Origin of the sequence: Klebsiella ornithinolytica (assembly GCF_030505655.1) — a bacterium.
Taxonomy (GTDB): Bacteria; Pseudomonadota; Gammaproteobacteria; order Enterobacterales; family Enterobacteriaceae; genus Klebsiella; species Klebsiella ornithinolytica.
In genome coordinates, this window is record NZ_CP130153.1 from 3,975,787 (window position 1) to 3,988,665 (window position 12,879).

The window sequence follows — 12,879 nt, forward strand, 5'->3', positions numbered from 1 at the left end:
CGGCAGGTGCGCGCCTGATTTCATTCAGCCACCTCAGCGCGGCGTATCAAGGCTCAAAGGGACGACGCTGGAACTGGTCATGGCCGCATTTCGGGCAACGCGGCAGAATATCCGGGGTATAGACCGCCAGGTGATAATGGCAGTGTTCGCACACCAGGTTTCCCAGCCCCACCACTTCGCCACTATGGTAAACCCCGTGGTGGTTGAGATCCTGGAACACTTCGCGCCATTCCAGCTGGGTTTTATCGGTAATATCCGCCAGCTCCTGCCACAGGCTCTCTTTTATCACCCGCATAAACACGCTGTCCGTCAGTTCGTCCTGGCTCTCTTCATAGCTGCGGGCAAACTCCTCCAGATCGCGCCTGACCGCTTTGGTCAGCGTCTCAACTTCGCGATGCGTTAACTCACCAGACTGGCTAATTTTCATCCGCGCCTGTTCCACCAGCGCGTCAATATCACGTTCTCCATTGCGCAGCCGTTCACTGAGCGTCGACACCAGTTCACGGTAGAATTGAGCAACCTTGTTCATCATTTCGCCTCCGGTGTGGTTAACTTCTTCTAATAATAGACCTTATTTGCCATCTGCTTTGCCAGTTAGCCCACAGAGTCACGAAATAGTCTCCGCCGCTTTTGCCGATGTTAATGTGCGAAAGGCTGTTTTGACGTGGGCGTTTGGGCTATGCTATGCCGATCTGATAACACATCCATTGGCTACATTTTGTAGCTGTATTGAAAACAGGACCACTGGCTGCCATGCAAGAGCAATACCGCCCGGAAGAGATAGAATCGAAAGTCCAGCTTCACTGGGACGATCATCGTACATTTGAAGTAACTGAAGACGAGAGCAAAGAGAAGTATTACTGCCTGTCGATGCTTCCTTATCCTTCTGGTCGACTACACATGGGTCACGTGCGTAACTACACCATCGGCGACGTGATTGCCCGCTACCAGCGTATGCTCGGCAAAAACGTTCTGCAGCCGATCGGCTGGGATGCGTTTGGTCTGCCGGCGGAAGGCGCCGCGGTAAAAAACAACACCGCGCCGGCCCCGTGGACCTACGACAATATTGCCTACATGAAAAACCAGTTGAAAAAGCTGGGCTTTGGCTATGACTGGAGCCGTGAAGTGGCGACCTGCACCCCGGAATACTACCGCTGGGAGCAAAAATTCTTCACCGAGCTGTATAAAAAAGGCCTGGTGTACAAAAAAACGTCTGCGGTGAACTGGTGTCCGAACGACCAGACCGTTCTTGCCAACGAACAGGTTATCGACGGCTGCTGCTGGCGCTGCGATACCAAAGTTGAGCGTAAAGAGATCCCGCAGTGGTTTATCAAAATCACCGCCTACGCCGACGAACTGCTGAACGATCTGGATAAACTGGATCACTGGCCTGATACCGTTAAGACCATGCAGCGCAACTGGATCGGCCGCTCCGAAGGGGTAGAAATCTCCTTCAACGTTAACGAGTATGCCGACAAGCTGACCGTCTACACCACCCGTCCGGACACCTTCATGGGCTGTACCTACCTGGCCGTAGCCGCGGGTCATCCGCTGGCACAGCAGGCGGCAGCGAACAACCCTGCGCTGGCTGCATTTATCGACGAATGCCGCAACACCAAAGTCGCCGAAGCAGAAATGGCGACGATGGAGAAAAAAGGTGTCGATACCGGCTACAAAGCGATTCACCCGCTGACCGGCGAAGAAATTCCGGTCTGGGCGGCAAACTTCGTGCTGATGGAATACGGCACCGGCGCCGTCATGGCCGTTCCGGGTCACGATCAGCGCGACTACGAATTTGCCAGCAAATATGGCCTGAACATTAAGCCGGTTATTCTGGCGGCAGACGGCTCAGAACCGGATCTCTCCGGGCAGGCGCTGACTGAAAAAGGCACCCTCTTCAACTCCGGCGAGTTCGATGGCCTGAGCTACGAAGCGGGCTTTAACGCTATCGCCGACAAACTGGCGGCGATGGGCGTTGGCGAGCGCAAAATTAACTATCGCCTTCGCGACTGGGGCGTTTCCCGTCAGCGTTACTGGGGCGCGCCGATTCCAATGGTCACCCTGGAAGACGGTACCGTGATGCCGACCCCGGAAGATCAGCTGCCGGTCATTCTGCCGGAAGATGTGGTCATGGACGGCATCACCAGCCCAATCAAGGCCGATCCGGAGTGGGCAAAAACCACCGTTAACGGTCAGCCTGCGCTGCGTGAAACCGACACCTTCGATACCTTTATGGAATCCTCCTGGTACTACGCGCGCTATACCTGCCCGCAGTACAATGACGGAATGCTGGATCCAAATGCCGCCAACTACTGGCTGCCGGTCGATATTTACATCGGCGGGATCGAACATGCGATTATGCACCTGCTGTACTTCCGCTTCTTCCATAAGCTGATGCGCGACGCGGGTATGGTTAACTCTGACGAGCCGGCGAAACAGCTGCTGTGCCAGGGGATGGTTCTGGCTGACGCCTTCTATTACGTTGGCGAAAACGGCGAGCGCAACTGGGTTTCTCCGGTTGATGCCACCGTGGAGCGCGATGAAAAAGGCCGTATCGTAAAAGCCTACGATCCGCAGGGGCGCGAGCTGGTGTATACCGGCATGAGCAAAATGTCCAAGTCGAAGAACAACGGCATCGACCCGCAGGTGATGGTTGAACGCTACGGCGCGGATACCGTACGTCTGTTTATGATGTTCGCCTCTCCGGCAGATATGACTCTGGAATGGCAGGAATCCGGCGTTGAAGGGGCAAACCGCTTCCTGAAACGTGTCTGGAAACTGGTTTATGAGCACACGACTCAGGGCCCGGTTGCCGCGCTGGACGTTGCCAGCCTGAGCGAAGATCAGCAGGCGCTGCGTCGTGATGTCCACAAAACGATCGCCAAAGTGACCGATGATATCGGCCGTCGTCAGACCTTCAACACCGCGATCGCCGCGATCATGGAGCTGATGAACAAACTGGCGAAAGCGCCGCAGGAAAACGAACAGGATCGCGCGCTGATGCGTGAGGCTCTGCTGGCGGTTGTGCGCATGCTCAATCCGTTCACCCCGCACGCCTGCTTCACGCTGTGGCAGGAGCTGGGCGGTGAAGGCGATATCGACAACGCGCCGTGGCCGGTCGCCGATGAAAGCGCTATGGTTGAAAATACCACCCTGGTTGTTGTTCAGGTTAATGGTAAAGTCCGTGGTAAAATTACCGTTCCTGTCGATGCAACCGAAGAACAGGTTCGTGCACGTGCGGGCCAGGAACATCTGGTTGCGAAGTATCTCGACGGTGTAACCGTACGTAAAGTGATTTACGTCCCGGGTAAACTGCTCAACCTGGTCGTTGGCTAAGCGCAGGAGGAAGCGTGCGATATCTGGCAACATTGTTGTTATCTCTGGCGGTGCTCATCACCGCCGGATGCGGTTGGCATCTGCGGAGTACCACTCAGGTCCCCACCGCGATGAAAACCATGATCTTTCAGTCGAGCGATCCGAATGGTCCGTTAAGTCGTTCGGTACGTAATCAGCTGCGTCTGAATGGCGTCGAGATCGTCGACGGCAGCACGCTGCGCAAGGATATTCCGTCCCTGCGTCTGGATGCGTCATCCATTCAGAAAGATACGGCTTCCATTTTCCAGGATGGTCGTACCGCTGAATATCAGATGGTGCTGACGGTGCAGGCAAGCGTGCTAATCCCGGGTCATGATATCTATCCGATCTCGACGAAAGTCTACCGCTCGTTCTTCGATAACCCGCAGGCGGCGTTAGCGAAAGACGCCGAGCAGGATATGATCGTCCAGGAGATGTACGACAAAGCCGCTGAACAGCTGATTCGTAAGCTGCCAAGCGTCCACGTTGCTGATGTCGAAGCCACGAAAGGGGAAGAGAAGCCGGTTAACGCCACTTCCACCTCCGGCAACCGCGTCTCCACCACGCTGGGTAACTGATGATTCGGCTGTACCCAGAGCAACTCCGCGCGCAGCTCACCGAAGGGCTGCGCGCGGCCTATTTATTACTCGGTAGCGATCCGTTGCTGTTGCAGGAAAGTCAGGACGCGATTCGCGAAGCCGCTGCTACCCAGGGCTTTACCGAACACCATACCGCGACCATCGACGCCAGCACCGACTGGCCCGCCCTCTTCTCACTCAGCCAGGCCATGAGCCTGTTCGCCAGCCGTCAGACGCTGCTTCTGGTCCTGCCGGAAAACGGCCCTAACGCGGCGATTAACGAACAGCTTGCCACCCTGGTCAGCATGCTCCATGACGACCTGCTGTTAATCGTTCGCGGTAATAAGCTCAGCAAAGCGCAGGAAAATGCCGCCTGGGTTGCCGCGCTGGCCAGCCGCGCGGTTCAGGTGAGCTGTCAGACGCCGGAATATGCGCAGCTGCCACGATGGCTGGCGGCGCGAGCAAAACAGCACCACTTGCATCTTGATGATGCCGCCAGTCAGCTGCTGTGCTACTGCTACGAAGGCAACCTGCTGGCGCTGGCGCAGGCGCTGGAACGTCTCTCTCTGCTGTGGCCGGATGGCAAGCTCACGCTGCCGCGCGTCGAGCAGGCGGTCAACGATGCCGCCCACTTCACGCCCTATCACTGGGTGGATGCGCTGCTGGCTGGCAAAAGCAAACGGGTGCTGCATATCCTGCAGCAGTTACGGCTGGAAGGCAGCGAACCGGCTATTCTGCTGCGCACGCTTCAACGCGAGCTGCTGCTGCTGGTTAACCTGAAACGCCAGTCGGCCCATACGCCGCTGCGTACGCTGTTCGATAAACATCGGGTATGGCAGAACCGTCGACAGCTGTTAAGCGATGCGCTCGCGCGCCTCAGCACGGACCAGTTACGCCAGGCCGTGACTCTGCTGACCCGAGCGGAGCTCACCTTCAAGCAGGATTACGGCAGCGCCATCTGGCCGGAATTAGAGAGCCTTTCTTTGTTGCTCTGCCATAAAGCGCTGGCAGACGTGTTTATTGATGGTTGATATGACTCAGTTGCAGGCAATGTACGGCGGCACCTTCGATCCGGTGCACTATGGTCACCTCAAACCGGTCGAGGTTCTGGCGAATCAGATCGGTCTTGGCAAAGTCATTATCGTCCCAAACAATGTTCCGCCACACCGCCCGCAGCCTGAAGCCACCAGCGCCCAGCGTAAACAGATGCTGGCGCTGGCCATTGCCGATAAACCGTTGTTCGTGCTCGATGAACGCGAGCTTCGGCGTCAGACGCCGTCCTGGTCGGCACAAACGCTCGAAGAGTGGCGACAGGAACAAGGGCCGGACCAGCCGCTGGCGTTCATTATTGGTCAGGACTCGCTGCTCACCTTCCCGACCTGGCACAATTACACCTCGATTCTGGATAATGTCCATCTGATCGTTTGCCGTCGTCCGGGCTACCCGCTGGTGATGAAACGGGAAGAGGATCAGCGGTGGCTGGACAAACATTTAACCCACGACGCAGAACAGCTGCACAGCCGTCCCGCCGGGGTCATCTATCTGGCGGAAACCCCGTGGTTTGATATTTCGGCAACGATTATCCGCCAGCGCCTTGAACGCGGAGAATCCTGCGCTGACATGCTGCCGGCCGCGGTACTGGCGTATATCCATCAGCAAAAACTCTACTGTTAACCGGCCGTTGCCCCAGCGTTGGTGACGCCGGATACAATAGCAGCGCGCCGATTCGCATATACTCTCCCTCATCCCTTGATGATGTCAGAAGGCGTATATTCAGTGAAATTATGGTTAGTTCGACATGGTGAAACTGAGGCCAATGTTGCCGGCCTTTACAGCGGACACGCCCCGACTCCGCTAACCGAACGCGGCATGATGCAGGCGAGAACGCTCGGCCAGCTGCTGCAGGCGGTAACGTTCGATCGCGTGCTCTGCAGCGAACTGGAACGCACCCACATCACCGCCGACCTGCTGCTCGGCACACGGCATATCCCCCGGCAGATTGTCCCCGAACTCAACGAGATGTTTTTTGGCGACTGGGAAATGCGCCATCATCGGGACTTACAGCTCGAAGACGCGGAAAACTATGCCGCCTGGTGCGCGGACTGGCAGCATGCGGCGCCGACCAACGGCGAAAGTTTTCAGCATTTCGCCCACCGCGTCCGCACGTTTGCCGAGAAGCTGACGCACCATCCGCAGCCAGATCATCTGCTGATCGTGGGCCATAAAGGTGGGCTGAGTCTGCTTATCGCGCTGTTGCTGAAGCTGCCGGCGGAGGCCATGTGGCATTTTCCTGTCGCCCATGGCACATGGAGCGAACTCGAACTGCACGCTGATTTTGCCACGCTGCGGGTATTAAATAGCCAGGCGCGCTGGCAGAAGGAAGAAGAATTCCGTGCAGACCATTGACAGGTCAGAGCAGGCTGTTATTCTCCGCTGCCTGGACGTATCGGCTAAACGATGTTTCCAGAAATTGTTTTACAAAAATGGCGATGCAATCACGGGCGATGGATGGGATGATAGCCGCCGCCATCGCTTGCTGACCGACATTTATCCCGACTTTTCGACGAGTTCAGGTATACTGTCAGGCTGTTTATTATTATCAATCTTCACTCACCCAGGGGGAACTCTTGCAGGGTAAAGCACTCCAGGATTTTGTTATCGACAAAATTGATGACCTGAAAGGTCAGGACATCGTTGCCATTGACGTTCATGGCAAATCCAGCATTACAGATTGCATGATTATTTGCACCGGCACCTCTACGCGCCATGTAATGTCCATCGCCGACCACGTAGTACAAGAGTCTCGCGCCGCAGGAATGCTGCCGCTTGGCGTTGAAGGTGAAAGCGCCGCTGACTGGATTGTTGTCGACCTTGGCGACGTCATGGTTCACGTTATGCAGGAAGAGAGCCGTCGTCTGTACGAGCTGGAAAAACTCTGGAGTTAATGCGTGAAGCTGCAGCTGGTGGCCGTTGGCACCAAGATGCCGGACTGGGTTCAGACCGGCTTTAGTGAATATTTGCGCCGTTTTCCAAAAGATATGCCGTTCGAGCTGCTGGAAATCCCTGCCGGTAAACGCGGTAAAAATGCCGACATCAAGCGAATCCTCGACAAAGAAGGGGAGATGATGCTGGCAGCCGCAGGCAAAAATCGCATCGTGACCCTGGATATTCCGGGAAAACCGTGGGATACGCCGCAGCTGGCACGAGAGCTGGAGCGCTGGAAACAGGATGGCCGCGACGTCAGCCTGCTTATCGGCGGTCCCGAGGGGCTCTCTCCGGCTTGTAAAGCAGCAGCGGAACAGAGTTGGTCACTCTCCACCCTCACGTTGCCTCACCCGCTGGTACGCGTACTGGTCGCTGAGAGCCTGTATCGTGCGTGGAGCATTACCACCAACCACCCTTACCACCGTGAATAATGATGACCAGGGTAGACTAAGCAGCGAATGAAATTACAGAATTCTTTCCGCGACTATACGGCTGAATCCTCGCTGTTCGTGCGCCGGGCGCTGGTCGCTTTTTTGGGGATTTTGCTGCTTACCGGCATACTGGTTGCCAATCTTTATAACGTGCAGATTGTTCGCTACACCGACTATCAAACGCGTTCCAACGAAAACCGTATTAAGCTGGTCCCCATTCCGCCCAGTCGCGGCATTATCTATGACCGCAACGGTACGCCGCTGGCGCTGAACCGCACCATCTACCAGCTGGAGATGATGCCGGAGAAAGTCGATAACGTGCAGCAGACGCTGGATGCGTTACGCGACGTCATCGATCTGACCGATGATGATATTGCAAACTTCAAGAAAGAACGCTCGCGTTCCCATCGCTTCACCTCGATTCCCGTCAAGGTCAACCTGAGCGAAGTCCAGGTGGCCCGTTTTGCGGTTAACCAGTACCGCTTTCCCGGCGTCGAAGTAAAAGGCTATAAACGCCGCTACTACCCCTATAATTCCGCGCTGACCCACGTTATCGGCTACGTCTCAAAAATTAACGATAAAGACGTCGATCGCCTGGATAAAGAGGGCAAGCTGGCCAACTATGCCTCCACGCATGATATTGGCAAGCTGGGAATCGAGCGCTATTACGAAGACGTATTGCACGGTCAGACCGGCTATGAAGAGGTTGAGGTCAACAACCGCGGCCGCGTCATTCGCCAGCTCAAAGAGGTGCCGCCGCAGGCCGGGCGCGATATCTATTTGACCCTCGATCTCAAGCTTCAGCAGTACATTGAGACCCTGCTCGCCGGCAGCCGCGCTGCCGTGGTCGTCACCGACCCGCGTACCGGCAGCATCCTCGCGCTGGTCTCCACGCCGAGCTACGACCCGAACCTGTTTGTGGACGGCATCTCCAGTAAAGACTACTCCGCCCTGCTGAACGATCCGAATACTCCGCTGGTCAACCGCGCGACTCAGGGGGTCTACCCGCCGGCGTCGACGGTGAAGCCTTATGTCGCCGTATCGGCCCTCAGCGCGAACGTCATCACCCGCAATACCAGCCTGTTCGACCCAGGCTGGTGGCAGCTGCCGGGCTCTGACAAGCGCTACCGCGACTGGAAAAAATGGGGTCACGGGCATCTGAATGTGACCAAAGCTCTCGAGGAGTCTGCGGATACCTACTTCTATCAGGTCGCTTATGATATGGGTATCGACCGCCTCTCTGAGTGGATGAGCAAATTCGGTTACGGCCACTATACCGGTATCGATCTGTCGGAAGAGCGTTCCGGGAATATGCCGACCCGCGAATGGAAGCTGAAACGCTTTAAGAAGCCCTGGTATCAGGGTGACACCATCCCGGTCGGAATCGGCCAGGGCTACTGGACCGCCACGCCGATTCAGATGAACAAAGCGCTGATGATCCTGATAAACGACGGTCTGGTGAAAGTGCCGCATCTGCTGCAAAGCACCGTCGAAGACGGCAAACAGGTTCCCTGGGTTCAACCGCACGAGCCGCCGGTCGGCGACATTCACTCCGGCTTCTGGGAAATCGCCAAGGACGGGATGTTCGGCGTCGCTAACCGTGGCAACGGGACCGCGCATAAATACTTCGCCAGCGCGCCCTATAAAATTGCGGCGAAATCCGGTACAGCCCAGGTATTTGGCCTGAAAGCCAATGAAACCTATAACGCGCACCGAATCGCGGAACGTCTGCGTGACCATAAACTCATGACGGCGTTTGCCCCTTATAACAATCCCCAGGTTGCTGTTGCCATCATTCTTGAGAACGGCGGTGCTGGCCCGGCGGTCGGCACGATTATGCGCCAGATTCTCGACCACATTATGCTGGGTGATAACAACACAAACCTGCCGAGTGAAAACCCGGCGGTCACGGCGGGTGAGGATCAATAATGACCGATAATCCGAACAAAAAATCACTATGGGATAAAATCCATCTCGATCCGACCATGGTGCTGATTCTGCTGGCGCTGCTGACCTACAGCGCGCTGGTCATCTGGAGCGCCAGCGGCCAGGACATCGGGATGATGGAGCGCAAAATAGGCCAGATCGCCATGGGCGTGGTGATCATGATCGTGATGGCGCAAATCCCGCCGCGCGTGTATGAAGGCTGGGCGCCCTATCTCTATATCTTCTGTATCATTTTGCTGGTGGCGGTTGACGCTTTCGGCGCGATTTCCAAAGGCGCCCAGCGCTGGCTGGATCTGGGGGTTGTGCGCTTTCAGCCGTCGGAAATTGCTAAAATCGCCGTCCCGCTGATGGTCGCGCGCTTTATCAACCGCGACGTTTGCCCACCCTCGCTGAAGAATACCGCCATTGCGCTGGTGCTGATTTTTCTGCCAACCCTGCTGGTTGCCGCCCAGCCTGACCTCGGAACATCGATTCTGATTGCGTTGTCTGGCCTGTTCGTACTGTTCCTGTCCGGGCTGAGCTGGCGCCTGATCGGCGTGGCGGTGGTGCTGGTTGCGGCGTTTATTCCGATTTTATGGTTCTTCCTGATGCATGATTATCAGCGTCAGCGCGTCATGATGTTGCTCGACCCGGAAACCGATCCGCTGGGTGCCGGCTATCATATTATCCAGTCGAAAATCGCCATTGGCTCCGGTGGATTACGCGGCAAAGGCTGGCTGCACGGCACCCAGTCGCAGCTTGAATTCCTGCCGGAGCGCCATACCGACTTTATCTTTGCGGTCCTGGCCGAAGAGCTCGGCCTGATTGGCGTGCTGATTCTACTGGCGCTCTATATTTTGCTCATCATGCGCGGGCTGTGGATCGCCGCCCAGGCGCAGACCACCTTCGGTCGCGTCATGGCCGGTGGTTTAATGTTGATTTTATTCGTTTATGTCTTCGTAAATATTGGTATGGTGAGTGGTATTTTACCAGTGGTGGGGGTACCGTTGCCGCTGGTCAGCTACGGGGGCTCAGCCCTGATCGTATTGATGGCCGGGTTTGGTATCGTGATGTCGATCCACACCCACAGAAAAATGTTGTCGAAAAGCGTTTAAGGGGTTTGCGATGCGTAAGCAATGGCTGGGGATTTGCATAGCAGCGGGGCTGCTGGCGGCATGTTCGGGTGAAGACGTTCAACAGAAGACGGTCAGCACTCCACAGCCGGCCGTTTGTAATGGCCCAAGCGTGGAAATCAGCGGCGCCGATCCGCATTATGAGACGCCAAATGCGGCGGCGAATCAGGATTACGAGCGCGAGGGTAAAAGTTATAAAATCGTCCAGGATCCGTCTAACTTTACCCAGACCGGTCTGGCCGCCATTTATGATGCGGAGCCCAACAGCAACCTGACGGCATCCGGCGAAGCCTTCGACCCGACGCAGCTGACCGCAGCACACCCGACGCTGCCGATCCCGAGCTACGTGCGCGTGACGAACGTGGCAAATGGCCGCATGATCGTCGTGCGCATTAACGATCGCGGCCCGTACGGCACCGATCGCGTGATTTCGCTTTCTCGCGCCTCCGCCGATCGCCTGAACACCTCCAACAACACCAAAGTGCGTATCGATCCGATCATCGTCGCACCGGACGGTTCGCTTTCCGGCCCGGGCATGGCCTGTACTACCGTCGCCAAACAGACCTATGCGCTGCCTGCTCGTCCCGATCTTGACGGCGGCGCAGGTGTTTCCAGCGAACCGACGGCGCCAACCGACGTTCGCCCGATCAGCAATGCCACGCTGAAGCCGGAAGACAACGTTGGCGCTCCGGTGAACAGCAGCGGCTTCCTCGGCGCGCCGACGCCCCTGAATAGCGGCGTACTGGAAAGCAGCGAGCCTGCGGTTCAGACTGCCACCCAAAGCGCGCCGGTTACCGCCCCTGGTTCTGTGCAAGGCAGCGTCACGCCAGCAGCGCCGGCTGCGGCGGCAACCACGGCTGTCGCCGCCTCTTCGGCCAGCGCCAGCGGCGATTTTGTCGTCCAGGTCGGCGCCGTCAGCGATCGGGCCCGCGCGCAGCAATATCAGCAGCGTCTGAGCCAGCAGTTTTCCGTGCCTGGCCGCGTCGTGCAGAACGGCGCAGTGTGGCGCATTCAGCTAGGGCCATTCGCCAGTAAATCGCAGGCCAGCACGGTACAACAGCGCCTGCAAAGCGAAGCTCAGCTGCAATCATTTATTACTCACGCCAACTAAACAGGTAGGGTCGTTGTCCGTACTGTGATGCGCATGAAAAAGTCATTAACAAAGTCATGCGCAATGTCGGATGCCGGTCCACAGAGCATTTGTTATAGTAAGGCACTTTTTTTAACTCCATCACGGATGCCGTTGTTCTGACCATGAAGACCTCTTTCACCGCACGTTTACTCGTTACGGCCCTCTCCGTTGCAGCGCTCTCCTCCGCTGCCCACGCCGATGACCTGAATCTCAAAACCATGATCCCAGGCGCGCCGCAGATTGACGCCGAATCCTGGATTCTTATTGATTACAATTCGGGCAAAGTGCTGGCGGAGAATAACGCCGATTCCCGCCGCGACCCGGCGAGTCTGACCAAAATGATGACCAGCTACGTCATCGGTCAGGCCATGAAAGCGGGCAAGTTTAAAGAAACCGACCTGGTTACGGTGGGTAACGATGCGTGGGCAACCGGTAACCCGGTGTTTAAAGGCTCTTCACTGATGTTCCTGAAGCCGGGTATGCAGGTTCCGGTTTCTCAGCTGATCCGCGGCATCAACCTGCAATCAGGTAACGATGCCTGCGTCGCCATGGCCGACTATGTTGCCGGCAGCCAGGATGCCTTCGTCAGCCTGATGAACAGCTACGTCAATGCGCTGGGCCTGAAAAACAGCCACTTCCAGACCGTTCACGGCCTCGATGCCGACGGCCAGTACAGCTCCGCGCGCGATATGGCGCTGATTGGCCAGGCGCTGATCCGCGATGTACCGAACGAATACACCATCTATAAAGAAAAAGAGTTCACCTTTAACGGCATTCGTCAGCTGAACCGTAACGGTCTGCTGTGGGATAACAGCCTGAACGTCGACGGGATTAAAACCGGGCATACCGATAAAGCGGGCTATAACCTCGTGGCCTCGGCGACCGAAGGCCAGATGCGTCTGATCTCCGCCGTCATGGGCGGCCGCACCTACAAAGGCCGCGAATCCGAAAGCAAAAAGCTGCTGACCTGGGGCTTCCGCTTCTTCGAAACCGTTAATCCGCTGAAAGCCGGGAAAGAGTTCTCTTCCGAACCAGCCTGGTTTGGCGACAGCGATCGCGCTTCGCTGGGTGTCGATAAAGACGTTTATCTGACTATCCCTCGTGGCCGCATGAAAGATCTGAAAGCCAGCTATGTGCTGAACAATACCGAACTGCACGCCCCGCTGCAGAAAAATCAGGTTGTCGGCACCATTAACTTCCAGCTGGACGGTAAAACGATCGATCAGCGCCCGCTGGTCGTCCTGCAAGAAATTCCTGAAGGCAATTTCTTCGGAAAAATGATTGATTACATCAAGTTAATGTTCCACCACTGGTTTGGTTAAAAATCGAACACTTGAAAG

Annotated in this window: 12 protein-coding genes; 11 read left to right on the forward strand and 1 reads right to left on the reverse strand. The window is 56.5% G+C overall.

All coding sequences use genetic code 11. The annotated features are described in order from the left end of the window. Window positions 1-46: 46 nt before the first annotated feature. Window positions 47-529 carry a zinc ribbon-containing protein gene (locus Q1L34_RS19020; RefSeq protein WP_015584891.1) on the reverse strand — a complete coding sequence of 161 codons (483 nt, stop codon included), beginning with the start codon at window positions 527-529 and terminating at the stop codon, window positions 47-49. 224 nt (window positions 530-753) lie between these two features. Here Q1L34_RS19020 and leuS point away from each other — a divergent pair, with 224 nt between their 5' ends. The 11 genes from leuS (at window position 754) to dacA (ending at window position 12,861) form a co-directional block, all read left to right on the forward strand. Then, window positions 754-3,336: a leucine--tRNA ligase gene (leuS, locus tag Q1L34_RS19025; RefSeq protein WP_086817059.1), complete on the forward strand. Its 2,583-nt coding sequence runs from the start codon at window positions 754-756 to the stop codon at window positions 3,334-3,336. A gap of 14 nt (window positions 3,337-3,350) precedes the next feature. Further along, entirely contained in the window at window positions 3,351-3,932 is a 582-nt protein-coding gene (lptE, locus tag Q1L34_RS19030) for an LPS assembly lipoprotein LptE (RefSeq protein WP_004859556.1), read from the forward strand. Continuing rightward, window positions 3,932-4,963, forward strand: coding sequence for a DNA polymerase III subunit delta (gene holA, locus Q1L34_RS19035; protein WP_004859554.1), 1,032 nt, complete (start codon window positions 3,932-3,934; stop codon window positions 4,961-4,963). Before lptE ends, holA begins: the two co-directional genes overlap by 1 nt. Beyond that, on the forward strand, window positions 4,956-5,606 hold the full coding sequence (gene nadD / locus Q1L34_RS19040) for a nicotinate-nucleotide adenylyltransferase (protein ID WP_004859552.1): 651 nt from the start codon (window positions 4,956-4,958) through the stop codon (window positions 5,604-5,606). Before holA ends, nadD begins: the two co-directional genes overlap by 8 nt. 102 nt (window positions 5,607-5,708) lie before the next feature. Next, complete coding sequence (locus tag Q1L34_RS19045; RefSeq protein ID WP_032716886.1) at window positions 5,709-6,338, forward strand: adenosylcobalamin/alpha-ribazole phosphatase; 630 nt, start codon at window positions 5,709-5,711, stop codon at window positions 6,336-6,338. A 221-nt stretch (window positions 6,339-6,559) separates the two neighbouring features. Beyond that, complete coding sequence (rsfS, locus tag Q1L34_RS19050; RefSeq protein WP_004859547.1) at window positions 6,560-6,877, forward strand: ribosome silencing factor; 318 nt, start codon at window positions 6,560-6,562, stop codon at window positions 6,875-6,877. A gap of 3 nt (window positions 6,878-6,880) precedes the next feature. Continuing rightward, on the forward strand, window positions 6,881-7,348 hold the full coding sequence (gene rlmH, locus Q1L34_RS19055) for a 23S rRNA (pseudouridine(1915)-N(3))-methyltransferase RlmH (protein ID WP_015584895.1): 468 nt from the start codon (window positions 6,881-6,883) through the stop codon (window positions 7,346-7,348). A gap of 27 nt (window positions 7,349-7,375) precedes the next feature. Beyond that, window positions 7,376-9,277: a peptidoglycan DD-transpeptidase MrdA gene (gene mrdA, locus Q1L34_RS19060; protein ID WP_004859539.1), complete on the forward strand. Its 1,902-nt coding sequence runs from the start codon at window positions 7,376-7,378 to the stop codon at window positions 9,275-9,277. Continuing rightward, window positions 9,277-10,389 carry a peptidoglycan glycosyltransferase MrdB gene (gene mrdB, locus Q1L34_RS19065; protein ID WP_004859537.1) on the forward strand — a complete coding sequence of 371 codons (1,113 nt, stop codon included), beginning with the start codon at window positions 9,277-9,279 and terminating at the stop codon, window positions 10,387-10,389. The genes mrdA and mrdB overlap by 1 nt, the downstream gene beginning before the upstream one ends. Window positions 10,390-10,399: 10 nt before the next feature. Then, window positions 10,400-11,518: an endolytic peptidoglycan transglycosylase RlpA gene (gene rlpA / locus Q1L34_RS19070; RefSeq protein WP_327204240.1), complete on the forward strand. Its 1,119-nt coding sequence runs from the start codon at window positions 10,400-10,402 to the stop codon at window positions 11,516-11,518. 143 nt (window positions 11,519-11,661) lie between these two features. After that, window positions 11,662-12,861 (forward strand): D-alanyl-D-alanine carboxypeptidase DacA, encoded by a 1,200-nt coding sequence (dacA, locus tag Q1L34_RS19075; protein ID WP_015584896.1) that lies wholly within the window; start codon window positions 11,662-11,664, stop codon window positions 12,859-12,861. Window positions 12,862-12,879 lie beyond the last annotated feature (18 nt).